The sequence below is a fragment of the Paenibacillus sp. FSL R5-0810 genome (genome assembly GCF_038002285.1).
Lineage (GTDB): Bacteria > Bacillota > Bacilli > Paenibacillales > Paenibacillaceae > Paenibacillus_AQ > Paenibacillus_AQ lactis.
This window is the reverse complement of record NZ_JBBOCF010000001.1, coordinates 6006472-6033036: the sequence shown is the minus strand read 5'-3', so window position 1 is coordinate 6033036 and position 26565 is coordinate 6006472. Positions and strand designations below refer to the sequence as shown.

Here is a 26565-nt window from a genome sequence, read left to right as displayed (position 1 = left end):
GTTCCGGAGCAAATATCGATATCGGTTTATCTTAAGTGCATGAATGATTAATGACGTAAATCCGGATAGTTCCATCAATCGCCCCTATTGCAGACAAGAATAAAGCACCTGGCGGGGGCCTTATTCACCGGGATGCCCGAGAAATAACGCGCCCTAGCAGGTGCCTCTGCATATTGCCATTAGATCCATTGGATTTTGGCTGCTGGATGTTATGTCGTATGGCTATATTCCAGCGGCGATACACGCCCATAGGAGGTTTTCGACCCTTGCAGCGGCGCCGCCCAATGCACGGCATTGGTGATCACCTGCTGAATTTCCGGCTGATAGTAGGTCGGGAACGCCTCATGACCCGGCCGGAAATAGAACAGCTTGCCGCGCCCTCGTTTATAGCAGCAGCCGCTGCGGAACACCTCGCCGCCTTCGAACCAGGAGACAAAGACGAGCTCATCCGGAGCCGGAATTTCAAAGCGCTCGCCGTACATCTCCTCCTTAGGAATCTCGATATATTCCCCAAGTCCGCTGACGATCGGATGGCTCGGATCGATCACCCACAGCCGCTCCTTCTCCCCGTCATCCCGCCATTTGAGCGCCCCGGTATTCGTGCCGAGCAGACGCTGGAAGATCTTCGATGCGTGGCCCGAATGAAGGACGATCAGCCCCATGCCGTCCAAGACGCGCTGGCGCACCTTCTCCACAATATCGTCGCTCACTTCCCCATGGGCCACGTGGCCCCACCAGAGCAGGACATCCGTTGACGCCAGCACGTCATCCGTCAGTCCATGCTCGGGATCGTCGAGGACGGCCGTGCGCACCTTCAGCTCACCGTCCTTCTCCAGAAAATCCGCGATCGCCTGATGAATCCCCTTCGGGTAAATGCTTGCGATCGCCTCATTATGCCGTTCATGTCTGAATTCATTCCATACCGTTACGTTGATATTAGCCAATTGCTGAAACCTCCTTGGTTATCGGTATCCACCGTTCCTCCGTGAAGGACTGGATGATCGCGTCGATCGTTCTCTGATTGATGTATCCGTCCGTCATCGTCGCGTCCAATCCGTCTCCCTTCCCGTTCACGACATTGAAAAATGCCTGCATCTGATCCGCCTGATATTCCCTCGGAATGTCGACCTTCCGGAAGCCGGTATCCCCTTCATCCGCCAGATTCACGTATAAGCTGTCCGCTTCCTCCAGGTTATAGACCAGCGCTCCCTTCTCGCCATAAATCTCAAGCTGCTGGTAATTGCCCCGGCCGTAAGCGAATCTGGAGATCGTCATCGTCGAGGAGATGCCTCCTTCCATACGGGCAAGGACGTGGCAGTAATCATCGACGTCGACCGGGCCTTGTCCCCCGCCTTCCGGAAGCTCCCTCTGCCGGATGATCGTGCCGGCATCGGAGAACACCCGCTCCACATCCCCGACAAGGAACCGCTCCATATCGAGTATATGCGATCCCAAATCGCCTAAAGCACCCGATCCGGAAAATGCCTTCCGAAACCGCCACACCAGCGGCAGCTGCTCCGGGATCGCCCAGCTCTGCAAGTATTGGCTGTACACATGGCGGATCGCGCCAAGCTTGCCCTGCTCGATCAGAAACTTGGCATAGCGGACGGCGGCCTTATACCGGTAGGAGAAGCAAATCATATGCGGCAGTTCGTCCTGAAGGAGCAAATCCTTAAGCATCGCCGCTTCCCTGGTGTCCAAAGCGACGGGCTTTTCGAGCGCAAACGGCTTCCGGTGCTTGATCGCCGCATAAGCGATCGTATAATGATTGTGATTCGGCGTTCCGATCGTAACGGCATCCACGTTCGGATCGGCCAGCAGCGCTTCATGATGCAGATACCGGCGCGACTCCGGCACGCCGAGCTGGTCGCCCTTCGCCTGAAGCGCCTCCTCGCTGCTGTCGCAGATCGCCCACACTTCGGCATCAGGACTGGCCAGAATACCGGCGATATGGGCGCCTGAGATTCCGCCTAAACCGATCACGCCTATTCTGAGTGTCACGGTGAACCATCCTCCTGTACGTCCTTCGTTTCATTCACCATGAGTATAGGCTGTGTTACAATGAACGGGAATGTGTGAAAGTTACTCTTTTTGTACAAAAACGACTTCGCGTCATTGGAAAGGGTGCATTTCCATGCTGGCGATGAATGCCGATTACGTGCCGAGAATCAAGCTGATGGGCTTTGTCTCATACAAAAATCCCTGGATCCATTTCAAACGGAACACGCATGAATACATCCTTTATTTCATCAAGAAGGGCGAGCTTCATATTCGGGAGAACGGAATCCCTTACATCCTGCGAAAAGGCGATTTGCTCGTGCTGGAGCCGCATGTCGACCATGAAGGAATCGAGAAGCATACATGCGATTACTACTATATTCACTTCGAGCATCCCTGCATCGAGGCCGTGCCGGAGCAGCCGCTTTCGCTGCTGGCCGAGCAGTGGATCATGACAAACAGCCAGGCCCCTGGCGGCGGAAACGGGAGCAGGAAGCTATATTTTCCGAAGAACTGCTCCTTGACGCAGAAGAAGAGTCTCCATCATATGGTTCACGCGCTGGGAGAAATGCTGCAGCTCTATCGGCGGAAGCATTTTAACCGCACTATGACCGCCTTGAAATTCATGGAGATGCTGATCGAGCTGTCGCGCCACAGCCTGTTCGATGAGCTGGAGCAGAACAGTCCGTATACCAAAACCTACATGAAAGTGCATGCCCTCCTGGATTATATTCATGAGCACTACGCCGAGAAAATCACGAGCGCCGACATCGAGCAGCGTTTTGAATGCAACTACGACTATATGAACCGAGTATTTGCGAAGCTCACGGGCCATACGATCATGCGCTACGTGAACCAGGTCCGCATCAACCATGCCAAGGAACTGATCGAGGCCACCCATCTGAGCTTCGGGGAGATCGGATATTTAACCGGCCTGGACGACCCGTTCTATTTCAGCAAAGTATTCAAAAAATATGTAGGGATCTCCCCGAACCAATATTACAAGCAGGTGCATGAGGCGGAATGACAAGCGAGGATGGGGATAACTTTTCGGGCGAGCCGCCCATTCGCTTTGTTATCCTTGCACTTTTCCACATTTGTTCACAAATCCGGGATAACTCCCTCCTCCAAAAGCGCCTGGGCGCTCAAATATCCATAGCATCCGTGGATGATGTTCATAACTCTGTGTATAACGAACTCTTTAGCGATGTTATGCACAGCGGAATTCAAGTCCCTTTCCGCGAGGCGCAACGTTTATCCACATGCTGTGGCATGGATTTTTTCGCATCATACGCCGTGACGGCCATTGGGCCGATGGAGTATCCGTGTTGGAACGATGAGACGGCTGCAGAAAAACAAAAACTTGGGATGCGGCAGTTCTCTTGTATCTGATCCAGCTGTTCCGAATATGAGCATATCTATATAAAAAAGCCAAGGACAGCTATCCCCTGCCCTTGGCTTCCTTAAATTAATCCCGCATGCCGCAGCCCATGGCGAATGCCGCCTTCGTTCACATGCTTGGTGACGAAATCAGCCAGCGGCTTCACCTCTTCGTGCGCATTGCCCATGGCGATGCCGAGCCCGACGTACGACAGCATTTCTTTATCGTTCAACCCGTCCCCGAACGCTACGGCTTCGGCCGGGGTAATTCCAAGATGCTTCAGCACCGCTTCAATCCCCTTCGCTTTCGAGCCGCCTCCCGGAATGACGTCCATCGCCACCCGATGCCAGCGTACGAAGTTCAGGTTACCGAACGGAGCTTCGGCCGACGTGTACAGCGATTCCTCGTGAGCTTCGCAATACAGCAGCGCTTGGTACACCTTCGCCTCCTTCCAGTAGCTGCTTCTGTAGCCGGGCACCTCAACACGCAGATCATGGAACGATTCGGCAACGAACGGATGCTCCTCGTAGTTGGCATACCCTGCTTCAGCCCCCTGCATCACGATTGGATGGTTGTTCGCAAGCGCGGTGCTTTCCAGCAATTCCAGCGTTTTTTCCGGAATCGGGTGCTCATGCACGACTTTTCCTTTGTACACGACATAAGAGCCGTTAAAGCTGACAAAGGAATCGATGCCGAGCGGCTTCGCATAGTGCTGAAAATAATAAGGCGCCCGCCCGGTTGCAATAAATACATCGATGCCGCTCTCCTTCAGCTGTGCAATCGCCTCGATCGTATCCTGCGGAATTTCCTTCTCTTCATTAACAAGTGTTCCGTCAATGTCGAAAAAAACGGCTTTATACTTCATTGTATGGCCTCCTCCTGATGTCTCTATTTATTTACGCCCGTAGTCGGCTTTAATTTCTCCCCAGCTCTTGGTCTGCCACTTGAGCAGCTTGTTGGAATACGTATTGTTACGCAGCCAGCTTTCGGCGCGATCCACCAGATCCCAGATTTCCTTGGTGGAGGCGTCCCTCGGCAGCGTCGACACCACCTTCTTCTGCTTCACCCATTTGATCGCGTTCAGGGAATCGCTGTACACCGTCTTGCTGCTGCCGATCTTCTTCAGATAGGCCAGGGCGTGGACGATCGCCAGAAACTCGCCGAGATTATTGGTGCCCTTCGCAATCGGCCCGCAGGAGAAGAGGATGTCCCCCGTTCGGGTATCTACGCCTTTATATTCGACCGGTCCGGGATTACCCCGTGTTCCCACATCAACCGAGATGCTGTCATAGTCGATCTCGCCCGGATCCTCCGCCGCCATGGAGCGGCTGCGCTTATATCCCGCGCTTCCCTGTCCGGCCGAGGATTGTCCCCAGTAGTTTTTATATCCTGCGGCAAAGGCCTGCTCCGCTTCGCTTCTAGATTCGAACGCCTTGAACTTTGCGCCCGTATATTGACTCACCTGCTGCTGGCACTCGGCCCAGCTTGTATAAATGCCGGGAACTTTGCCGACCCAGACCACGTAATATTTTTGCTTTGCCATGCTAAACCTCCATCCTGCTTGCTAACCTCTCTAGCGTACTATACCACAACCCGTAACCCAATAAAAAAAAAGCGCCATCGTCTCCGATCCGCTTTTTATGCTTGATCTTATTCAGCTGCTCCTGCTTGCCCGGCTTCACTCTCACATGCTGGGACAGTGCGCCGAAATCCTCGTTTGTCTTTCTCATCATGACGGCACTCCATGTGCCTGCGCGTTCCGCCTTGCGGCGCGCCTTCTGCGTCTTGGTACGGGCCATGCGCGTTCACACTCCTTGGTCTTATCTGCTTGCACCTTTATTGTACGTGAAATCCGTGCGGAATGGAATCATCCAACATGTTTACAACCTTGCTATGATATAATACGGAATCATTGGAGAATGAATCCGCATTCTCTTGAAAGGATGGTCTCATGAAGCTGGAACGGCTCATATCGATGATCTACATGCTCCTTAATAACGAAATTTTATCGGCGTCCGCCCTGGCTGAAAAATATAACGTATCCCAGCGGACCATATACCGGGACATTGACGCCATCTGCGCGGCCGGCATTCCGGTCGTATCGTACCAAGGCGTGAATGGCGGCTACGGCATCATGGAGCAGTACAAGATGGATAAAAGCCTGCTCGGTTCCTATGACGTCAGCGCCCTGATCACCATCCTGCACAGCATGTCGACCGTGTTCGAGGATGAGCGTGCGCTGGATACGATCCAACGGCTGCAAACGATCGATCGTTCCGGAAACACAGGGCCCCAGGGGCTTTCGATGGACATCGGCAGCTGGCGCACCCATAACGAATCGCTGAGGCTCCTTCGCGGCGCCATCACCAACCGGCAGACCGTGGCCTTCCAGTACATCAGCGCCAAGAACGAGCGCATCCACCGCAAGGTGGAGCCCCTGCGCCTCATGTATAAATTCGGTGCCTGGTACCTGTATGGATACTGCCGGACGCGGCAGGACTATCGGGAGTTCCGCATTTCCAGAATGTCGGAGCTGACCTCCTCGGCGGAGCCGTTTCAGCGCAACCATGCGGAGGAACACACGCAGGGACCGGGTCGTCAGGCTTCGTCAAGGGACGAAGAACGCCGCGCCTGGGAATCATCGCCCGATGCCCGGGAGGTCGTGCTGCATGTATCGCCTAACGCCCTCGCCAGAGCCATGGATCAATTCTATGACGTGCACCGTGAATTTCTGGAGGACGGTACGCTCCGCCTGACGTTCAAAGTTGAACAGCCGGAATCCTGGTGGTTCTGGTCAACCCTAATGAGCTTCGGGGACGATATCGAGATTATCGAGCCTGCCGAGCTTAGAAGCATGATGAAATCCAAATTGCAAAAAATGCTGCAACGCTACTCGTAAAGTATGACAGTCCGCTGTCATACTTTTTTGTTTACACTGTATTCAAGAACGAAACCCAAGCGTTAAAGGAGAGATGATTGAAATGACATATCCCGTAAAAATGTATCAATACCATGCATGGGCGAACCAAGCGATTTTCAACCGGCTGTTGGAGCTGCCCGGCGAGCTGTACAACCAAAAGATCCACAGCGTCTTCCCGTCCGTAGCCGCCGCATTGATTCATATCTATACCGTCGACTTCAGCTGGCTGAAGGTTTTGACAGGCTCGGATATGAAGGATGCGTTGACGGAAGCCCATCAGATGGGCGGAGAGCTGGAAGACCTCGGCGCCGAGGAGCTGCAGCTGCGGTTCATCGAGCTGTCCGATGGTTATCTGTCTTTTTTCCGCGGCCATTCGGATCTGGAGCAGGTCATCACCTTGGATAATCCGTATGCAGGCATTCGGGACACCCGCCTGTCCGAAATCGTGCTGCATGTAGTGAATCACGGCACGTATCATCGCGGCAATATTGCGGCCATGCTGCGCCAGCTCGGGAGCTCCTCCACCATGACGGATTACGCGTTTTTCTGGTATCAGGATGAGGAAGCGGTTCCCCCGCCGTTTGCTAAACGCTGACTTAGTGGAAAGAGACGACTAGCCTATCCGCAAAAGCCAGATAAATACCTATAGATTCCGCAGGGACACCAAGGGCTCGTTACTCGATATTTGCCGCCCGGCTGCAGCATCCCCCAACCTATCGCCCTTCCCAAAAGAAAAGCCCGCTTTTTGGAATTTCGGATTCCAGAAAGCGAGCTTTTCGCTATGAAGCACGTACCCTCTTCGGACCTCATTAATTACTGTCTCCGTCCCTCGGTCAATCTCACCCAGAAGCCGCCCTTAAAGTTCTTCGGTTCATGGGAAATGATAAAGGCCTGCGGCGAAAGCTTGTTCAGCGTCTCCATCAAGCGCCGCTCATTCTTTCGCTTCACGAGTACCTGCAGCACCAGACGTTTGCCATCCTTGCCGTCCGCCTCCCAGGAGGTGACGCCGTAGCCCTTCTCTCTCAGCTTCATTGCCAAATCCGTCTCCAGGGAGTTGACGATGACTTGAACGACAAGGTAGCCAAGGGCTAAGTATTCCTCGATCCGGCTTCCGATATAAACGCCAAGGCCAAAGCCGAGACAGTACGCTGCCATGTTAAAGGGATTGTCTACATTTTGAAGGACCAGGTTCAGACCAAGCAGATAGACAAAAACCTCCAGCATGGCCAGAAGAGAGGCAATCCCTCTTCTGCCTTTGATCATCAGGATCAGCCGCAGCGAAAAGATCGAGACATACACTACGTTGATGCCGATGATCGAGCCTATGAGAGACAGGTTGATCATAAATGATCACGTGCGGCGATATACTCCGGTCCAGGCTCCGCATGCTGCCTCGAAGGGTAAAGATCCATTTCCTTATCCCGTAAGGTCAATTCTTGGTTGTAGCTCATCACTTATCATCTCCTTAGTCCGTTAGCCCGTAATCGAGGATAATAGTGTGGTACATGCCTTCTACGTCATGCACTTCGTAAGCGCCGCCTCCATGATGATGATTGCCGCCGGGAGCGGTAACCCGCTTCCGGGATCATCCGGCAGTTTCTCCATATATGCCATCGTGTCCAGGTCTTCATTAAAGTATCCGTCTTACGGCATATATCCCGAATGGCTCACACCGATAAAGCAAGCCTCAGAAAACCCTCCAACAACCACCCTGAAACAGATCAGCACTTATCATAAATTAACCAATATGGATGGTGCGCTACACTCTGAAATCAAGGACTCATCCAAGAAAAAAGCGAAATCCCCCCGCTTACCGTCATATGCATGCCGGAAACTTTGCATTCTCTGCATCATTCATACGGTTAACCTTCCGCTGAGAAAGGCGGCAAGAAAACTTCGTACCATCCCCGAAAATTTCTTGTCATGCGCCGGATCACATCCTAATGCTTGTCTTTATCCCCGTTCATTTCAGCCCGCGTCAGGCCTGTCTCAGACGGAATCGTTGGGCCCCCAACTATAGGGCAACCGTACATTCTAGCAAATAATAGGCGTCCATCTATCAGGAATACGCTATTAACCCATGCCCCCAAGGCAAAAGTTGCGTAGTATAGAACAAATCTAAAGGAGGTGCTTGAATTTGGATCGTTCTCTCAGAAAAAAGAAATTGTGCTCACCTAAAAAAATAGAGAAAAAAGTGCTTCACGCCAAAAAGAAATGCCACGATCATCATGGCAAAGGCAAACACGATCATGGTAAAAAGGATCTGGTGCTTGTGCGCCGCTGTCCAAGAGTTTCGCGCGGGCGGATTGGACCGGTTGGGCCTGTCGGACCGATTGGGCCGATCGGACCTGCGGGACCGCAAGGCATTCCAGGGCCTGCAGGACCACAGGGCATTCCGGGACCGGTAGGGCCTGCTGGACCTGTCGGACCTGCGGGACCTGTGGGACCTGTTGGACCTGCGGGACCTGCTGGACCTGCGGGTGTACCGGGCATACCTGGCGGAGGCGCCATCATTCCGTTTGCCTCCGGTATACCGCTTGCCTTGACAACGCTTGTCGGTGGGTTGGTTGGAACGGTCGGCCTGGTAGGCTTCGGCAATTCCGGACCAGCGGTCACCTTGGCTGGCGGAACCGTCGACCTTACCGGCGCTGGGGGAACCCTGCTTGACTTTGCATTCAACACGCCGAGAGCAGGCACCATTGATGCGATCTCCGCAACCTTCAGCACCACGGTAGCGCTCTCCTTAGTTGGAACAACCGTTACGATCACAGCTCAGCTGTACAGCGCCCCGGCAACAAGCAATATTTTCACACCAATTCCAGGCGCGGTTGTAACGCTGGCTCCTCCGCTTACCGGCGTTCTTGCCCTCGGAACAGTCAGCAACGGTTTTGTGGACGGTCTGGCCATTCCAGTAGCGGCCAATACCCGCTTGCTGATGGTATTCTCAGCTACGGCTTCAGGTATCACGATCGCTACCGCCGTAGCTGGCTACGGAAGCGCTGGTGTCAGCATAATATAATTCGCTCCCGATATAATAGAGCTTCCTTGGAATATGCAAAAAAGCCCCGAGTCCTCTCGGGGCTTTCTTGTGCAGGCATTTAAACCGCTGTATATCCTCCATCAACCAAGAGGGTCGTCCCTGTTATAAACGATGCATCATCACTGGCCAGAAACAAGACTGCCCTCGCTACCTCTTCCGGCTGTCCCAAGCGCCCCATCGGATGAAGGCTGACCAGATGCTGCGTAATGGCTTCCGTCCGTCCCTGGATCAGCGGGGTGTCGATATATCCAGGACATACGGCGTTAATCCGGATGCCTTTCGAGGCATAATCGGCCCCCATGGATTGCGTCAACAGCTTCACCCCGCCTTTGGCTGAAGCATAAGCGGTTACCCCGGATTTGCCGACATGGCTGTGGATCGAGCCGCAATTTACGATCGCGCCGCCGGTGCCTTGGGACAGCATTTGCTTGATCACGTACTTATCGCACAGAAAGACGCCCGTTAAATTTATATCGATCGTCCGCTGCCAATTGTCGAGCTCCAGCACATCGGCCGGTGCATCCTTCGCAATCCCCGCGTTGGCGAATAAAACATCAATGCGTCCATAATGGTTCACCGTCTGCTCAACCATGCGGATCACTTCCGATTCCTTGGTCACATCGGTCTTGACGAACAGCGCCTCATACCCGTCTTGTCTTAATTGATCCGAAAGGGTTTGTCCACGATCTGAAAAATCCGCAATAACCACCTTTGCCCCTTCTTCTGCGAACAGCCGGACCGTCGCTTCACCAATCCCGCTCGCGCCGCCGGTTACAATGACAACCTTCGACTGAAATCTCATGTTCGTCCCACTCCTTGGCTTGAAAATTTTCGACTCCAAACAGCATGACTATGTCACACATAATGGTATTAACCTAGCGTGAGCATAATCCCCCATATCTATTCTATTTTCATCCGAAAATGGGCCTCCCATGAACGGAAGGGACAACCTAATTATTTCCATTAGAATCTAAACATGGACAGACTGTATAATCATTCAGTACTACATCAACATGACATCATAAGGGGGGCACAATGTCTATTGAATACGTTCGATAAAGGTACACGGTTCATTCAGGTAACCGGTACGCTGGAGCGGGACCGCTTCACATTCCACACCTGCGAATGGAAGCTGCTCGTTGAAACCAGCCGGTATTATGAAATCAAGCCGGGCAGCGGATCTGTAAAGAGATTATATAAGGAAAAGCTGCATGTCATCCTGAATGACAGCAGCCATTACAAGCATGCAGCATTGTCCTGCTCCGCTTTTTGCATGAAAGAGCGGGAAGCCGAGATCCGGGTTCAAATATTGCACCATTTGAAGCAGCGAATACAGGAGCTTAAGCAGGATTTGCAGCATAACCTGGATGCGCTGGAATCAGCATCGGGCCAAATCACATAGACAAAAAAAAGCAAAGCCGCAGCCGTACGATGTCCATGACAGCGTAACCTCGCTGGGCTTTTTCCATTACCATCTGCGTCAAGAAGGAGTCGCCCCGATTCGAATATCAGCAGACTAAGCCTTCTCCCATTTTTCCTTAAAGAACAATTGGTACACTCTCTTTACGATAATCTTCACGATCATATAGATCGGAACGACAAGCAGGATCCCGATAATGCCGCCGAGGTCTTGTCCTACCAATATTAAAATGATGATCGTAACCGGATGAATATCCAGCTGCTTGCCGAAAATATACGGGCCGATCAAATTGTCCTGAATCTGCTGGGCGGCCAAAATGACCAGGAGCGACCATATCGCGGTTCCCGGGGACTGGATGAACCCGATAATGACGATCGGAATCGAGGATAGAATGGCCCCGATAAACGGAATAAAGTTGGCAATGACGGCAACCACCGTCAGCAGCAGCGCATACGGAAGCCCGATGATCAGAAAGCCGATGTACATCAGCACGCCAAGGGCCAGATTGACCAGCACCCGGCCGACAATAAACCCTTTCAGGGCGTTATTGATCTCATCCAGCACGGATGCCCCCTCGTCCTTGAAGCGGTTCGGAAGAAAGCCGACCAGCATTTTGCCGAATTTGCCCCCCTCCTTCAGCATGTAATACAGAAGAATCGGGAAGGTAAACAGCACGATCGCGAAATTCGACACAAAGGAGAACAGGTTCATGATGTAGTTGGTGAGGAATGAGAAGCCCCGGTTCAAGTAGTCGGTCAGCTGCGTCAACGGGGTAACGTCTCCGGGAAACAGATCCTGCAAAAAGCCGCTCTGCTCCAGCTCGTGCAGCTGATCGCCCAGTGCGGCGAACAGTGCCGGCGCATTCTGTACGAGCGCAACGACCTGATCCCTCAGAGAAGGCCACACCCACAGGATAAAGCCGGTCAGGATTCCCGCGAACACGACATACAGCAGCAGGATCGCCAGCGATCGGTTCAGCTTCCATCTTTCAAGCAAATCGACCAGCGGCCGCAGCAGGTAAAAGAAGAATCCCGCCAGCATCAACGGCACGAGCGTAATCGAGAAGAACGAGAGGACCGGCTTGAAAATAAAATCGACGAGCGATCCTAAATATATGATGGCCAGGATCAGAATGACGGCAAAGCACAGTTTGAAAAATTTGTTCATTCTTATCAAATAGGGTGCTCCTTATCTCCACAAAGTTTCATTCATCGTATCATGACAGAGTGCAGGGATTCAAATGGCGAGCGCGCTGTTTCGCCGCTCCCTTACCTTATGAAACAGGCACTTGACTAAAAATCTAGGGATTAATCCATACTGCGGTTATATACTTCTCCTAACAGCTCACGTATAATATGAAGGATTGCAAGGGCGAGGCTGAAGTTTAGGAGGATTTTTTGCAATGCATGTGACATCCATTATTTTGGGTCTGGTCATCGTTCTGAATATCTTGTTCGCCATCGTGGTCGTTTTCAAGGAGAGACGCGATGCCGCGTCCACGTGGGCGTGGCTGCTGGTGCTGTTCTTCATCCCGATTCTCGGGTTTGCGCTGTACCTTTTATTTGCCCAAAACTTAAAAAGCGTGAGACTGTTCCATTGGGACGATCTTCAGAAGACCGGAATCGAGAAGGTGCTGCTCTCCCAGATGGATTCCATGTATCGGGGAGACTTTTCGTTCGCGAATCGGGCCGCACAGGACAACCGGGATCTGATCCATATGCAGCTCAACGAGAATCAAGCCATTTTTACGGACGATAACAATGTCGAGATTTTTACGGACGGCCGCGACAAATTCCAGCGCCTGTTTCAGGATATCGAGGAAGCGAAGGAATACATACATATTCAGTACTACATTATCCGGCGGGATCAGCTTGGCAAACGCCTGATCGCCCTGCTGACGAAAAAGGCCCGGGAAGGCGTCAAGGTTCGCGTCCTCTATGATCAGCTGGGCTCGCGAAAATTGACGAAAGGGTTCTTTAAGGCTTTTCGGGAAGCGGGCGGAGAGGCCGAGGCCTTCTTCCCTTCCAAGCTCCGCTTCATCAACCTGCGGCTCAATTACCGCAATCACCGGAAGCTGGTCATCATTGACGGCGATATCGGGTATGTTGGCGGTTTTAATGTCGGGGACGAGTATCTGGGGTTGAACTCAAGGTTTGGTTATTGGCGGGATACGCATCTGCGCATACAAGGAGAAGCCGTCTATGCGATGCAGGTCCGCTTCATTCTGGACTGGAATCAGGCATCGCATCACCATGACATTGTCTACGAGCCGAATCTGTTCCCCAAGATCAATTCACCGGGTAACGTCGGTATTCAGATCGTAACCAGCGGTCCGGATTCCGAGTATGAGCACATCAAGAACGGGTATATCAAGATGATCACTTCGGCTAAAAGATCGATCTATATCCAGACCCCTTATTTTATTCCTGATGCAAGCCTGTTTGACGCGCTTCGGATCGCTTCGTTGTCCGGGGTCAAGGTGCATCTGATGATTCCGGACAAGCCGGACCATCCCTTCGTCTATTGGGCGACATGGTCTTATATTGGAGAGATGCTGCAAACCGGGGCGAATGTGTATTTGTACAATAACGGGTTCATTCATGCCAAGACCATCATTATCGATGAGACTATCTCCTCGGTCGGCACGGCCAACATCGATGTCCGAAGCTTCCGGCTGAATTTCGAGGTCAACGCCTTCCTTTATGATGAGCTGCTGTCCCGGCGTTTGACGGAGATTTTCCATCACGATCTGCGCGTATCCAGCCTGCTCACCTTGGAGGAATATGAGAAGCGGTCCAGATGGATCAAATTTAAGGAGTCGATCTCGCGCCTGCTGTCTCCGATTTTATAGACTGCCTAAGGGTTCATATCGGAGGAAGGTTAAGTTAGCAATCCATAAGAAATTCGGGAGTATGGATACCTATATACTTGAATCAAGGAAAGGCTCCAATCTTACTTTCGAAAGGATGTTGATTATGGCGAAGTTGACACCGTACATATTCTCCGAGGATGCTAAAGCGCAGGCTGAGTTTTACACGAGCGCACTGGGAGGCGAAATCCTGTCCGTGAAAACCTTCGGCGAGCTTCCCGGCTCCAACGAAGAAATGAAGGACAAGGTTTTGCATTTAAGCCTTGTTGCCGGAGGGGTTCCCATTTACATGTCCGATTCCATGTATCAATCGCTGGATCGAGGGAACGGAATGCATCTGACCCTGGCGTTTGACAGCGATGCCGAGGCGCATGAAGCATTTGACCGGCTGTCTGAGGGCGGGAAGGTTGTCGATCCGCTGAAGCCCCAATTCTGGGGAGCGCTGTTCGGCGTAATTGAAGATAAATTCGGCGTATTATGGCAAGTGACGACCGAGGCGTCGGCCTAAACGCCGGTCCATTCCATTGAATCGGTAATACCAAAGCGGCCGCCAGTACCTCAGAGAACTGGCGGCTGTTTCATTTTATCCATAGGGGATACCCGCTGATGCATATGTGCATGCACTCGTTCGTGTGTCCGTATACACATGTGCACTACTTGTTCGTACCCAGCTTATGCATACATACACCTACATTCGTTCGTGCCCAGCTTGGTACGTGCACCTGCATTCGTTCGTGCCCCACTTATGCATACGTGCATGCATCTATACGTAGTCCGTCATGCATACGTTCGTGTTCCGCTCGCGTATCATTCATCCCCCCATACATACTAAGGTTTCAGCACCATCAGCAAGATCAGGATGACAATCCCCCCTTGAACAATGAGGATATGGGGCAATGTCTGCGACCACAACCGCCGGTAGGTTCGCTCCAGATCCGCTTGTGATACGGTGGATGACTCTACCAGCGTATACAAGGACCGAATTCGCGGCCTGACCGCAAATTTCATGTAAAGGCCGATCACGGGCACCAGCACAAGAGCCGCAACGTACCACAGCATCTGAAATAGAACCGGCTCCATCCAGCCCATCAGCAGTCCCGTGACCAGCTGAAGGATCATACCCGTATCCGTCAAACGATCCAGCCTCCGGGCAGTCCCGTGCGCGTATCTCAGCGAACCGGCACCTCCTGCGGAAGCCTGCGGGAAAACAAGAAACCGCTGCAGATAAAATGCCGGGCCGATCATGGCGATGGCCGATATCACGTGAATGATCAAAATCATCGTATAAGCCATAATCACCCTCCCATCTCATTTTCAAAGATGATTTTATGACCTGAATGTTATCCCTGTCCGAAGGTCCTCCTCCCTAATCCAGTGCAAGACCGCCGACTCTGCAGCCTGGAAAGCTTCAGCCAAAATTTCACTCCGATCCAGGACCGCGTGCCCCTGCGCACGGATAATCCTGTAGTCCGTAATACCAAGAAACGCAAACATCGATTTCAAATATTGATGCGAATATTCAACCTCGCTGTACCAGTCGCCATTCGTATAGATACCGTCACTCCCCTGGATAACTACGACGCTCCGGCCATCGGTCAGGAGTCCTTCCGACCCGTTCTCCGTATAACGGAATGTTTCCTTCGGGATGATAATATTATCCATATAGTCCTTGAGCTTGGACGGAATATTGAAATTATGGAGCGGCATGGCAATCACATATTTGGACGCCCATTTGAACTGCCGCAGAATCTCGGACATCCGGAGCATCAAATTCTCCTCGACATCCGTTAGCCGCTCCCCGGTCTCAAGCTTAGCCCAACCGTTCAGCATATCGGCCGTAATGGCCGGCACCTCCTCACGATACAGATCAATCTTCTGCAACTCATGATCGGGGTTTAGCTCTCTGTACTTGCTTATAAAGCGGTTAAGAACCTGCAGGCTAAGGGAATGATCGCTCGTAACGAGGGGATGGGCATTGATAACTAATACTCTTTCCATAGGAATCACACTCCTGTCATCATATATCTTCATATCAATCGGCGGTTTGCGAAGCATCTCAATCGTGCTTGATTCACCTCCTGAAACCGGAACTGAAGAAGGAAAAGAGCGATATCTAGAGGAGATTAATCATTGGTGTTTTATGTTTGTTGTTTGTACATACAACTATAATCGATTTCCAGTTAAAAGTAAAGCCAGTAATCTGGCCACTTTAAAAGTTTTTTATAATGTATCTGAAAAACGAAAGCAGCAGGTACGCCCGATTATGTCTGGCGTCCCTGCCGCTTCCTATGCATGCTTTGCTGTCCCGTTAGAATACAGCAACCATCAAACCTTATGGAAGGTTATTATTGAACGTTGCTTGGATCCATGTACAATACTTCCCACAAATGACCGTCCGGATCCTGGAAGCTCCAGCTGTACATAAAGCCATGATCCACCGGATCATTGGAAGGCGACCCTCCTGCAGCCAGCGCATTGTTGACGATTTCATCAACCTGCTCCTTGCTCTCGGCCGACAACGCCAAGATTACCTCGGTCGTATTGGCCGCGTTGGACAGATCTTTTTTGGTAAAGGTTTTGAAATAGTCCTCCACCAGCAGCATCGCAAAGATGTTGTCGCCGATCATCAAACACGCAGCGTTCTTGTCCGTAAATTGCGGATTGAATTCAAATCCGATCTTCGTAAAGAAGTCCTTCGTTCTGTCCAAATCCTTGACCGGCAAGTTAACAAAGATATTATCACATTTCAACGCCATAACAGATCACCTCATCCATTTGATAGGTCTATCTTAACATGGGATCCTTAGCAGGATTTCTCTTTAATTGCTATGTTCGAACTTGGCCTGTCGCCTCCATGGTTCATAGCGATGTTTATAAATAAGGGGGCCTCTCGAACCATTCGCTCTGTCTCGAGAAGCACCCTTAATCCTTATGGGTGAGTCATCTAGTTCAGTAATCCAAGTGTGCGAAGCGTCCTCATTACGGTAACCACCGTCTGTGCCTTGGTCACATTGGATTTCGGATCAAATTTTGTTGTGGATACGCCATGCATGATCTTGTGTTTGACGACCATTGCAACGGCCGACTTCGCATAGGAAGAAACTGCGGAACGATCCTTAAAGCCATCGAGCACGGAGGCACCTGCATCCTTGGTCATGCCGGCATAAGCCAGCACGTTGTCTAGGATAATGGCAAGCTCCTCTCGGGATATCGGACTGCTCGGATCAAAGGTCCCCCCTGTTCTGCCCTTCACCAGTCCCGCTGCCTTAGCCGCAGCAATTTCTCCGGCATAGGCGGATTTTGGATCTACATCTGCAAAATTCGTATAGCTTTCATCCGGCAGAAGACCGAGCGCGCGAACGATGATCGCCACAATTTCAGCCCGGGTGATGGATTTATTGGCACCGAAGTTACCGCTATTATCCCCGGATATGACCCATTTCGCGGCGGCTTGTGCTGCATCCTCCGCTGCCCAGGCCGGGATCGCATCCTTGAACTTCATATCCTGCTGTGCCAGCACGTAGATGCCATTGCCGGTTTTCTTAATTTCCACGGTCACGGTACCGTCAGCGTTCACCTTAAACAGCGTCGGCACCGAACGCAGCTCGTTCAGCCCCGGAATATAAACGACGCCGGTTGCTCGCTTCGTGTTAATCGCTTTGGCATCTACCGTGATAAATTCACTTACGTATAATTTTCCGTAGTGCTTAAGTTCCGTAGCTGTTTGGTCGGCATGAAGCTGCTCCAGCTTGAACAGAAGCGGTGTACTTAGCACCTCTTTCCCTTTCAGAAGCGCTTCGGCTCCCTTGAGGTCTGCCTCGGAAGGGGCTGTAACCGATACCTTCACCGGGCCGGCAACCGTAATAAGCGCAGCCGGAATCCTGTACTCGGTTCCATTAACAAGGATCGACAGGCTGGCGTTTGGTCCTTTTTTCGCAACGGCTGCAATGACCTCTTGCGGTATTTCTGCCTCTGCTTGCTTTGCCTTGTCGCCGGCATCAATTCGGAAATTGACTGAATCCGAAGCGTTAATGGCCTGAACAGCCGCAGCTACCTGAATTGTAATGACGGCTTTATCTCCCGAAAGAACTACCTGCGCGTCCAACTGATCCTTCTCCTTAGGCGGCTGAGGTACAGGAGATGGAGCTGAGCTTGATCCGCCTGATCCGCCGGAGCTGTCCGATCCGCCCGAGCTGCTGCCGGACGTTGTGATACTGAGCTGCTTTGATGCGCTCGAGACACGATGAATCTCATCGCCTGTGCGGTCTACGGCCAGCACATGAATCTTGTAATTGTTCAGCGGCTGAAGACCCTGAATCGTGTAAGCGCCTTTGCCCTCAGTCAACCCGGAAAGCGCGTGGTTCACATACACCTCATAGGTGGAAGCTCCTTCAACCGGATCCCATTCAAGCTGAACGGATTTGGATGTAACGCCAGACACCTTCAGATTGCTAGGTGCTCCGAGTGCAGCATCATTCGACTTGCCGTTAATCGGCAGGTCTTTAACAAGCTGATTCGTCAGCGTATAGTTCCGGTCCCCGCTAATATCCCAGCTCATGACCCCGGCGATATCAAGCGTTTTGACGAGGGATGCGGTGTACATCATTGTAGTTTTGTCATTGTACGTGATAAATACGTTGTTCTGATCATTATAGAGATAAGGCACTTTCGCATACTCGTTCCAGTATCGCTTGTAACCGTTCTTGCCGATATAATCGTTCTCAAGATGGCTGAAGTCGAACAGGGCACTCTCCCATGTTCCGACGCTTGAGCCCCCCTTGCAAGCCTGGTACTGCCCATTCGGTCCGCATCCGTCCCAGCCCTTGCCATAGTAAGGAACGCCTGCAATCAATTTATGCGGAGGCACGCCGCCGTTCAAATGCCCCATCAGCCCGCCGAGCACATGATTTCTTGCCGCCGACCGGGTTGGCAGGGCCTTATCATAGAAGAGCGGTGCATTATGGTGTCCTAATGTATCGGTCTTTCCGCTATAGTCGTATGTCATGATATTAATAAAATCGAGATACTGCACGGAATTCTCAAAATCGGCGTTCACCGTGAAATTGTCGCCTTGCCCCGACGCGATCGTCAGCAGATAGTACTTTCCGTCTTCACTGCCTGCTGCATCCAACGCCTCACGGACTGCTTTCATGAGCAGCGTGAAGTTTTCCTTATCCTCAGGTCCCCGGGAATTGGTCTCCAAACCGCCTTCCACCGGATATTCCCAGTCGACGTCCAGGCCGTCAATGCCGTATTCCCGCAGGAAATGGACCGCCGAGTTCGCGAATGCCCTGCGCGTCTCCTCCGTCCGTGCGATGTTCGAGAAATTGCCGGACCACGTCCAGCCTCCGACCGACACCAACAGCTTCAAATGCGGATTCGCTGCTTTAATCGATTCAAATGCCTTGAAGTTCTGAAAATCAAAGGTCGGATCTCCGATGATGATTTCTCCGTCATACACGTACCGGTTCTGGGCGGGAATGTTAGGATCTTCGCAGGCTCGCGCCCCGCTTCCGAACTTCTTCCAGCAGATGTCGGCAAAAGCATAGTTGATGTACGTCAGCTTGGACACGTCCAAATCGTCAGGCTGCAGGTTGCGGGCATTGGAATCGGTACTCGCGGACCACGACGTGTAATACGTAATATTGTTATAATTGCTGCCAGGAACGACAGTCACCGCATCGCTCTCAGGAGAGGTCCACAGGCTATTTGCTCCCGTCACCTTGAAGGAATAGGTCTTTCCTTCTTCGAGCCCAGCAACCGTATACCGGTTCTGCTCGCTGGTGCCGATCTTTACGCCATCCTGGTAAATATGATAGGTTGTGGCGCCAGGAACCGGAGCCCAGCCTAGCGATACCGTCGACCGCGTCGCCGTTACAACTTGCAGCCCCTCAGGCTGAGCCAGCTCGCCCCATGTGATCGTAACCGTATTGCTGTTCGCGGACGTCTCGAGCGCGCCGTTCACCGTTCGCTGCGCCCCAACCATAAATTTATATGTCTGCCCTGCTTCAAGAGGGGAGTAGGTCGATGAGGTTGCGGTGTTCTCCCAGGTTCCACCTGCCCATGCCCCATTGACGTAAATGTCATAGGCGGCGGCACCCGGACTGGAGCCCCAGTCCAGCGTCACGGAATCCTCTGTTACGTCCGTAATTTTAAGACCGCTTGGCGGCGTTAACGGAGCTTCTTTATACTCGGTGACATCCTTCGTTGTCGTGAACTCCAGCACATTGCTCTTATGCTCCTGTTTCGTATCTTCATTCCATGTAATATAGATGCGGTAGGTGGTTTCCGGGGATAAGCCTGTCACGGCCCGGGTCCAATAGTTCCCCCAAGTCAGCCATTTGCCTGTATCGGCATCCCACACCTGAATATTGTTATCGTCCTCTTTAGGTCTGAAATCCCACTCAAAAATCGCCATATTATGGGAGACGCTGACCAATCTTAGATTTTGCGGGGCTTTCGGATCCTGGTTAGCTGCTATATCGTTCATGGAGGTCGGACTCTTGCCGTACGTGGAATTTGTTACCGTGATGGGCTCCGCTGACAAATCCGCAGCAGGAACCGTTGCCGGAGGGGGAAGATCGCCCTCTGCAGCATATACTGACACAGCAGGGGCAAGCGGAGTAAGAACTAGGAGCAGGACAAGCACCCCAGTGAGCCATTTCGAAAACCTTTTGATCATGAATGGCATGACCGTTTCACCTCAATTTCTCAAATTTCGATTTGCATACAGCATTTTTCATAAATGTCTGTTCTGTCCGTGATGTCATCGCATAACCGGCTTGCAGACGTCACAGCCCAAGCCGTTAATCATACATGAAACGTCTCTGCTAGGCGTTCATCTTGATGACTGGTCCGACTTCGCAAGGTGATCGAAATCCCATGATGATTGAAAGCGGTTACCGTATTTTTCATCTCAAAAATATGTACGGCAGACTCATCTCCCTTCTCCATGTCCAAACCTTCAATTTGGCCCCGAGCCCTGCTACAGCCTCCTTCCCCTGCTTTCAGCGGTTACATTTTTAATTTTAAATCTATTTGTATCATGGAACCTTACCTAGCAATTGAGAAGGGATACATTTTCATAGAACAGGGATAAAATCTTGTAATTTTATATTCTGTTAATAAATTGAAATCTCAGGAGCATCCAGCCTCAAGGAAGCAATTCTCATACTCAAACGCTTCGTGTACAAACCGTTCTATTTTCGGTGTTATGTCTTGGTAACAGAAAAAAAAAGCTGTCCCAAGCAGACACGCTACTAATGGAACAGCTCCCTTCACCTATATAGACGATTCCTCTACTTCAGCGGGCTAAGATGCTCATGCTTCAGCTTCCAAACTCCTTCCCCGTTCCGCACGAAAACATTGGTCGCTCTTCCCTTGCCGGTAGTAAACTTGCCTTGAGCATATCCCTCGTAGCGGTAGGTATAGATGCAGACCGCCGTCCCGGAATTCTCGGCAATCCACTTCACGTCGTCAGCGTAATAAACCTCGTCCCGAATGACGTCCCAGGCATGTTCGAAGTAAGCACGGATCTCGTCCTGCGTAACGCAGCTCCGGTCCGAGAACCAGTAAACTGCATTCTCATCCAGCAGTTTAACCACTTGATCGAAATCATGGGTGTTCGTTGCCGATATGTATGCTTCCAGCGCTTGTTGGTACCCCATAAGTGTCTCCCCCTATTCCCGTCTCTTTGCCAATCCCATGTCCATGATAGCTTGCTTTCGCCTTCGGCTCAATCCGTATCAAGAGAAAGAAGGCCATCCTGATCGTCATGAGATTTGTTCACATCTTGCCGTCCCCCCATGCTCCGGCATAGACATGAAAGGGCCGAAGCGAATCCATCCCAATTCAGGTGATAGCGGGTGATAAGTATTGCCGAATTTGCGAAGCGCACGAAAGAAAACTCTTATTTAGAAGTTGAATTTTAAAGCTCTTTACTATAAAATCTAATTAACATTAGTTAGATTTTATAAACCTATAAAGCTAATTACCATGAATTATAAGTTTTTTTTGCGACAAAAATCTAATGAACATTAGTTAGTTTTTTTTGCTTGAACTATATAAAATAGGACGAAGGAGAGATTCTAATGGCATGGTTTTTTCTTATTCTCGGAGGAATATTTGAAGTGGGTTGGGCACTTGGTTTGAAGTATTCCGAAGGCTTCACTAACATTCCTGTTTTAATTCCTACACTAGCGTTACTGATATTAAGTTTTTGGTGTTTCGCTAAAACATTAGTGATTCTTCCTGTATCGACTGCTTACGCTGTGTTTACGGGACTGGGGGCGTTTGGGACAGCTATCGTAGGAATGACCTTGTTAGGTGATCCCGTGAGCGTTACAAAAGTTATTTTAGTATTAGTATTAATAGGCTGTATTATCGGTTTAAAACTACTATCAAATGAAACCGAAACAGAAAGTGGTGAATAATATGGGTTGGTTATTTATAATAATTGCAGGATTGTTTGAAGTTGGAGGCATTATTAGCCTTAAATTGACTGAAGGGTTTACAAAACTTAAACCTACCATATTTTTGATCATCTGTATGGGCTTGAGCTTTTTCTTTCTTTCAATATCATTAAAAGAAATTCCTATTAGTATTGGCTATGGCTTGTGGACAGGTATTGGGGCATCAGGAAGTGTGTTGCTTGGTATGTTCATCTTTAACGAGCCGAAAAGTATAAAAAAATTAGCATTAGTTGGCGGTATTGTAGTTTGTATCGTAGGGCTTAAGCTTGTGTCCTGATCATTCGTAAATTGAGGTGAGAAATTGAAAAAGGGAGAAGAAACTAAACAAAGCATTCTAGAACACGGATTAAGGTTGTTTTCCTCGAAAGGGTATGAGGAAACTTCTCTTAAGGATATAGCTTCTTGTGTAAACATTAAGACCCCTTCCATTTATGCTTATTTTTCAAGTAAAGATGAGCTCTTTGAAAAAATAGTGGATTTCGTTATAGATGACTATGTAAAATTCATTGAACATCAAGCATCTACTATGGAGTCACTTTCCATTAAGGATCAGTTATATAATTTGCTAGAAAAGTTAAATAAGTACTATTATATGAATGACAGAGGGATTTTTCTTAAAAGGTACGGTGTTTTCCCGCCTGAAAAATTCAAAGAGCACATCTTTCAAAATAATAGTATGGTTGAAAGTGAAATCAGAAAATTAATTTACACTATTCTAGATGCTAAATCAGAAGATCATAAATTCATTGATAGAGAGACCATTGCAACATCATTCATTTGCCTCTTAGATGGAATGTTGTTCTATTTGATGAATTGTTCTTATGAAGAATATGAGAGAAGATTAGAATCAACATGGAAAGTATTCTGGAAAGGAATATTGGAATAATTGTGCTCTTCCTCTCTATTTATTATGGGTTTTTACAAAATGAATCAGTAGAGCCGCATTAGGCTTAAGCTTAAGCCATTCTTGCGGCCCTCCTGCTTCTTCTCCTCTTGGCAAACGAAAGCGGTCAAACGAGCTTTAACCCCAATATTCCTCAAGCTGATTTCTTGAATAATGGCATATTTCTCTGAAGCACTTTGTTCTATTCTGGACAAAATGCTCCCCTCTCGAAAACAGGCTATTATTTACCTGTCTACCGTAAGGGGAGCATATCAAGTAGGGAATGACTTTTATTGAAGCCGCTTTTTATTTACGTGCTCGTCTCCTATCTTGATTTCACTAAACAAATTAACCTCCGGATCAGAGGGCTTCGGCTCAACAGCCGGATGTCCTGTACCTGCTCCGGTAAAGTATTGGGAGAGCAAATCCTCCAACTGTGACAAGGTTACCGGCTTTGCGGAATCCTGCAGTTCATAACCAAGCAGTCCGTTGGGCTCGATCGTTGCGGTCTTCACATCACTTCGTTTGGATATCCCTTGCTGCCGCAATTTCATCTCAAGCGCATCCACGGTTAACCTCAGCTTCTTCATATTCTGCAATTCAAGCTGACCATCCTGTATCACGATAATGGCGGGTCCCTTTATCCACCTCTCAAAACGGCTCCAACGCACTTGCATAAATTCGACCAGGATGAGAACCAGAATAAAGACCAGGGCCGCTGCAAAGGTCAGAACTAAATTTTCTTCGGCGATCGGTTGTACGATGATCGTTCCGATCGAAATCATCGTAATGGTTGTGGGTACGGTCATTTGGGAGATCGATTTTCGGCCGGATATTCGGAGCACCAGCATCCCAAAAATAATTAAAACAAGGGATTTCCATATCTCATTCCATAGCTCATTCATACGCTTGTCTCCTCAATCGTTCAATGGTTCCCTTATGTTTTGGACAACGAGTAACCATCTTATGCATGCCTTCCCTCCAAATCCTATATACCGCTCTCCAAAAGGCATCTCCCTTAAAAGAAAAATTCGCAAGAAACCTTTCGTTGCCCATCCGCGTAGAATACCTAAGTATAGATTAAGCTGCATCGTTTCAATAATCTCATATGACACTTCGAGGACTCTCAGACCCGAATCCGACAGCTAACCTCGTCAGCGTCTCAAGAGATAACGCCCGTGCAACTTTGACTTGTTTATTCGGAACACAGTCCAAAGCCTGGAAGCAGATTGTCTCTGCTACCGGGCTTTTTTCCTTGGGTTCAGAAGACTCAAGCCGCTTGATCAGAAAGGAGCAGATGCATTCATGATACATCATGAAAAAATTATGGTGTGTGTTTACTACGGGCCGAACGGCGAACGGCTGATTCGGAGAGGAGGCGAGCTCGCCAGACTACTGCAATGTCCCCTCTATGTGATGAGCGTCATTCCCTCGGCTGTGGATGAACTCGATCTGGAGCAAGAAAAGTTTATGGCCCTTTGGCAAACCATCTGTGATGAATATGGAGCTTCGTTCATCACCAAGCCTAATGATAATCGTCATAAAGCTTCGGACATCATCGCCGAGACCGCCAAGCATTATCAGATAACGCAGCTGATCATCGGACAATCCGGCCAAACACGGTGGCAGGAAATCACACAAGGTTCATTCGTCAATGAGCTGCTCAATCGAATCGGCGAGACGGATCTGCACATCGTGGCTGTGCAGCGAATGGATCAACACATCGTGGAGACTCACGAGCGTGGAATTCCGGTTGCGGTTGTCAGCAAAGATGGACTATATTTGATCCGTAAAGGTGAAGACGAAGGCGACGTTGTCGCGGAGGGGCTGTTCTTCAAGGAACTGAATACGGATTTCGAAACCGGTTTGTTGCGTATACAAACCGATCGGGAATTCAAGTATTTAAAGGTAAGTCAAGGGAAAGTCGTAGACACCTCGTTTTTCCTAAGTCAAGCATCACCCCCCCTTGGCCATGAGAAGGATTACGGATAGTAAAGCAACAACCCAACGATCCGCTCCCAGCAAAATCGAAATGTTCATCAAACGACACACTCTACATCGTCACAGGGACTGGTCAAACTATCCCTGTATAAGGTGCTGATCTCATTTGCCTTTGAAACGCTCGGAACGATTCTCCTCGCCATTCGATGGCATGAGATCGGCTGGGTACAAGCACTCTATTATGGACTTTTCCATTCCGTCTCTGCCTTCAACAACGCCGGTTCCTTTTGGTCGGACAGTCTCTCTTCCTTTGTCGGCGATCCTGTCGTCAACATAACGATTGTCTTGCTTTTTGTTATTGCGGACTCGGATATATCGTCATTGTAAGTGTCACGATGTCTGCGGGGCGACTGGGTCCATTAACGCTCGCTTATGCGCTGGCTCAAGATAAGGCTGTTTGTCGCTTGGCTTATAAATAATCCGCGAAAAGGGAAATGGTTCCAAGGACCTAGCGATTTTTTTACTATTCTGTTACTTGTTCCTTTTGTGTAGACGGATGACCTTTACTACAATAATTACATTAATCTGTACATTGTTGAGGTGAGTGCCGTGAGCAAAATATTAGTTCCTCCGGAAAGACTTATGGAGATATCCCGACAATTTGCACAGGCTCGAGAAGTCGGGGTGCAAATTTGCAGCCACCTTACCCAGCAGATCCAAATCCTTGAAAGCGGTTGGGAAGGTACGACAAGGCAGCAATTCTATCAAAACTTCCAGCTGGCCCGTCAGCAGATGGATCGTTTCACGGCAGCGGTGGGCTCGGTCAGCACGGAATTACATACGATTGTCAACCGCTTTACAGAGGCCGATTCCACTCAAGCTTCGTTACAGGCAAGGACGGCCGCCGATCCGATTGATCAAACGCAGGACGTATTAAACAACACGCTGCAAGTGAGAGATAATTTGGAGAAGTGGGGAACTCTCCTTTACAGCTCTGTCGGCGCTTCCTTAGTCTTAACTAATACGGTACGGTTCAGGGTAGATCCCCGAAATCCGTCCCGCGCAAAAATTCATAATGCGCCATGGGTTAAAGGCAAAGGCAACAATACATTCTTGAAGAACCTGGCAAGAGGCATCAATCGCCAGATTGTGAACCCGGGCTTCATTATGAAGGGCATCAAAGGCTTTGATAGAGTCGCTAGCAAATTCGGTCTCAATTTTGGGCTAGGCTTCAGTCAAGCCAAGAACTTTCCTCAATGGACCAGACAGGTTATAGCCGGTGTCGAAAAAGGCAGGTATGGGATCGCTACCAAGAAAATCCCTGGGATGATCGCCAAAAAGATATTCCCGATTAACGCAACCTTTAATGTGATCGGCGAGGCTTCCGGCCTTGTCAGCAAGTATCGTGAAGGCAAGCTTAACGGGGAAGAAGTAGCTGTAGCCGCATCCAACGTTGTTGTAAAAACAGCCGCGACCTATGGCGGCGCTGTAGCAGGCGGAGCCGTCGGTGCAATGATTGGCGGTCCGGTCGGTGCGGCGATCGGTTCCTATGTAGGCGGTACGGTCGGAGCCTTTGTCGGTGATGGCGCGGCTAAAGTGGTCGAAAAGGGAGTTCGCTGGATTAGCGGACTGTTCAAATAAT

27 protein-coding genes are annotated in these 26565 nt (G+C 50.1%); 13 read left to right on the top strand and 14 right to left on the bottom strand.

The window, feature by feature from the left end; all coding sequences use genetic code 11:
• Positions 1–209 precede the first annotated feature (209 nt).
• Both MKX76_RS26845 and MKX76_RS26840 read right to left on the bottom strand, forming a co-directional pair.
• A complete protein-coding gene (locus tag MKX76_RS26845) occupies positions 210–944 on the bottom strand; it encodes a ThuA domain-containing protein (protein ID WP_007131770.1) in 735 nt (244 codons plus the stop codon).
• Positions 937–2001 (bottom strand): Gfo/Idh/MocA family protein, encoded by a 1065-nt coding sequence (locus MKX76_RS26840; RefSeq protein WP_007131771.1) that lies wholly within the window; start codon positions 1999–2001, stop codon positions 937–939. Before MKX76_RS26840 ends, MKX76_RS26845 begins: the two co-directional genes overlap by 8 nt.
• Before the next feature lie 133 nt (positions 2002–2134).
• Between MKX76_RS26840 and MKX76_RS26835 the strand changes: the two genes are divergently transcribed.
• Positions 2135–3025 carry an AraC family transcriptional regulator gene (locus MKX76_RS26835; protein WP_007131772.1) on the top strand — a complete coding sequence of 297 codons (891 nt, stop codon included), beginning with the start codon at positions 2135–2137 and terminating at the stop codon, positions 3023–3025.
• Complete coding sequence (locus tag MKX76_RS26830) at positions 3022–3390, top strand: hypothetical protein (RefSeq protein WP_341034896.1); 369 nt, start codon at positions 3022–3024, stop codon at positions 3388–3390. Before MKX76_RS26835 ends, MKX76_RS26830 begins: the two co-directional genes overlap by 4 nt.
• Before the next feature lie 71 nt (positions 3391–3461).
• Here MKX76_RS26830 and MKX76_RS26825 read toward each other — a convergent pair whose 3' ends face one another.
• From MKX76_RS26825 to MKX76_RS26815, 3 genes are read right to left on the bottom strand one after another with little or no spacing between them, the layout of a single operon-like run.
• Positions 3462–4244 (bottom strand): Cof-type HAD-IIB family hydrolase, encoded by a 783-nt coding sequence (locus MKX76_RS26825; RefSeq protein ID WP_341034895.1) that lies wholly within the window; start codon positions 4242–4244, stop codon positions 3462–3464.
• Positions 4245–4271: 27 nt separating this feature from the next.
• Entirely contained in the window at positions 4272–4922 is a 651-nt protein-coding gene (gene rnhA, locus MKX76_RS26820) for a ribonuclease H (protein WP_028405069.1), read from the bottom strand.
• A 1-nt stretch (position 4923) separates the two neighbouring features.
• Positions 4924–5178, bottom strand: coding sequence for a hypothetical protein (locus MKX76_RS26815; protein ID WP_051425117.1), 255 nt, complete (start codon positions 5176–5178; stop codon positions 4924–4926).
• Positions 5179–5330: 152 nt separating this feature from the next.
• Between MKX76_RS26815 and MKX76_RS26810 the strand changes: the two genes are divergently transcribed.
• Positions 5331–6278: a helix-turn-helix transcriptional regulator gene (locus MKX76_RS26810; protein ID WP_028405070.1), complete on the top strand. Its 948-nt coding sequence runs from the start codon at positions 5331–5333 to the stop codon at positions 6276–6278.
• Between the two features lie 82 nt (positions 6279–6360).
• Positions 6361–6894: a DinB family protein gene (locus tag MKX76_RS26805; protein WP_028405071.1), complete on the top strand. Its 534-nt coding sequence runs from the start codon at positions 6361–6363 to the stop codon at positions 6892–6894.
• 218 nt (positions 6895–7112) lie between these two features.
• On the opposite strand, the gene MKX76_RS26800 is transcribed toward MKX76_RS26805, so the two are convergent.
• Positions 7113–7643 (bottom strand): DUF2179 domain-containing protein, encoded by a 531-nt coding sequence (locus MKX76_RS26800; RefSeq protein WP_028405072.1) that lies wholly within the window; start codon positions 7641–7643, stop codon positions 7113–7115.
• Between the two features lie 850 nt (positions 7644–8493).
• Here MKX76_RS26800 and MKX76_RS26795 point away from each other — a divergent pair.
• Complete coding sequence (locus MKX76_RS26795) at positions 8494–9318, top strand: exosporium glycoprotein BclB-related protein (RefSeq protein ID WP_028405073.1); 825 nt, start codon at positions 8494–8496, stop codon at positions 9316–9318.
• Positions 9319–9397: 79 nt separating this feature from the next.
• On the opposite strand, the gene MKX76_RS26790 is transcribed toward MKX76_RS26795, so the two are convergent.
• Positions 9398–10141 (bottom strand): SDR family NAD(P)-dependent oxidoreductase, encoded by a 744-nt coding sequence (locus MKX76_RS26790; protein WP_028405074.1) that lies wholly within the window; start codon positions 10139–10141, stop codon positions 9398–9400.
• A 240-nt stretch (positions 10142–10381) separates the two neighbouring features.
• Between MKX76_RS26790 and MKX76_RS26785 the strand changes: the two genes are divergently transcribed.
• Positions 10382–10741, top strand: coding sequence for a hypothetical protein (locus MKX76_RS26785; protein WP_034273107.1), 360 nt, complete (start codon positions 10382–10384; stop codon positions 10739–10741).
• A 114-nt stretch (positions 10742–10855) separates the two neighbouring features.
• Here the strand turns inward: MKX76_RS26785 and MKX76_RS26780 are convergent, their stop codons facing one another.
• Positions 10856–11935 carry an AI-2E family transporter gene (locus tag MKX76_RS26780; protein WP_007133223.1) on the bottom strand — a complete coding sequence of 360 codons (1080 nt, stop codon included), beginning with the start codon at positions 11933–11935 and terminating at the stop codon, positions 10856–10858.
• 226 nt (positions 11936–12161) lie between these two features.
• On the opposite strand from MKX76_RS26780, the gene cls reads away from it, so the two are divergent.
• Both cls and MKX76_RS26770 read left to right on the top strand, forming a co-directional pair.
• Positions 12162–13610, top strand: coding sequence for a cardiolipin synthase (gene cls, locus MKX76_RS26775; protein WP_007133222.1), 1449 nt, complete (start codon positions 12162–12164; stop codon positions 13608–13610).
• A gap of 124 nt (positions 13611–13734) precedes the next feature.
• Complete coding sequence (locus tag MKX76_RS26770) at positions 13735–14136, top strand: VOC family protein (protein ID WP_028405075.1); 402 nt, start codon at positions 13735–13737, stop codon at positions 14134–14136.
• A gap of 320 nt (positions 14137–14456) precedes the next feature.
• Here MKX76_RS26770 and MKX76_RS26765 read toward each other — a convergent pair whose 3' ends face one another.
• The 5 genes from MKX76_RS26765 to MKX76_RS26745 form a co-directional block, all read right to left on the bottom strand.
• Positions 14457–14921, bottom strand: coding sequence for a DUF2269 family protein (locus MKX76_RS26765; protein ID WP_213617015.1), 465 nt, complete (start codon positions 14919–14921; stop codon positions 14457–14459).
• Positions 14922–14954: 33 nt separating this feature from the next.
• Positions 14955–15626, bottom strand: a complete 672-nt coding sequence (locus MKX76_RS26760; protein WP_213617013.1) for an FMN-dependent NADH-azoreductase — start codon at positions 15624–15626, stop codon at positions 14955–14957.
• A 347-nt stretch (positions 15627–15973) separates the two neighbouring features.
• Entirely contained in the window at positions 15974–16384 is a 411-nt protein-coding gene (locus MKX76_RS26755; protein WP_007133217.1) for a VOC family protein, read from the bottom strand.
• Positions 16385–16572: 188 nt separating this feature from the next.
• Positions 16573–20319, bottom strand: coding sequence for a glycosyl hydrolase family 18 protein (locus MKX76_RS26750; protein ID WP_341034894.1), 3747 nt, complete (start codon positions 20317–20319; stop codon positions 16573–16575).
• A 607-nt stretch (positions 20320–20926) separates the two neighbouring features.
• Positions 20927–21295, bottom strand: a complete 369-nt coding sequence (locus MKX76_RS26745; protein ID WP_028405079.1) for a YybH family protein — start codon at positions 21293–21295, stop codon at positions 20927–20929.
• Between the two features lie 423 nt (positions 21296–21718).
• On the opposite strand from MKX76_RS26745, the gene MKX76_RS26740 reads away from it, so the two are divergent.
• The 3 genes from MKX76_RS26740 to MKX76_RS26730 are packed head-to-tail and all read left to right on the top strand — an operon-like array spanning position 21719 to position 22985.
• Positions 21719–22060: a DMT family transporter gene (locus MKX76_RS26740; protein ID WP_007133214.1), complete on the top strand. Its 342-nt coding sequence runs from the start codon at positions 21719–21721 to the stop codon at positions 22058–22060.
• Between the two features lies 1 nt (position 22061).
• Entirely contained in the window at positions 22062–22376 is a 315-nt protein-coding gene (locus tag MKX76_RS26735; protein WP_040740412.1) for a DMT family transporter, read from the top strand.
• A 24-nt stretch (positions 22377–22400) separates the two neighbouring features.
• Positions 22401–22985 carry a TetR/AcrR family transcriptional regulator gene (locus MKX76_RS26730; protein ID WP_007133213.1) on the top strand — a complete coding sequence of 195 codons (585 nt, stop codon included), beginning with the start codon at positions 22401–22403 and terminating at the stop codon, positions 22983–22985.
• A gap of 287 nt (positions 22986–23272) precedes the next feature.
• Here MKX76_RS26730 and MKX76_RS26725 read toward each other — a convergent pair whose 3' ends face one another.
• Complete coding sequence (locus MKX76_RS26725) at positions 23273–23887, bottom strand: DUF421 domain-containing protein (protein ID WP_007133212.1); 615 nt, start codon at positions 23885–23887, stop codon at positions 23273–23275.
• Between the two features lie 400 nt (positions 23888–24287).
• Here MKX76_RS26725 and MKX76_RS26720 point away from each other — a divergent pair, with 400 nt between their 5' ends.
• Positions 24288–24974 carry a hypothetical protein gene (locus tag MKX76_RS26720; protein WP_007133211.1) on the top strand — a complete coding sequence of 229 codons (687 nt, stop codon included), beginning with the start codon at positions 24288–24290 and terminating at the stop codon, positions 24972–24974.
• 558 nt (positions 24975–25532) lie between these two features.
• Positions 25533–26564, top strand: coding sequence for a WXG100 family type VII secretion target (locus MKX76_RS26715; RefSeq protein WP_341034893.1), 1032 nt, complete (start codon positions 25533–25535; stop codon positions 26562–26564).
• Position 26565: the final 1 nt, after the last annotated feature.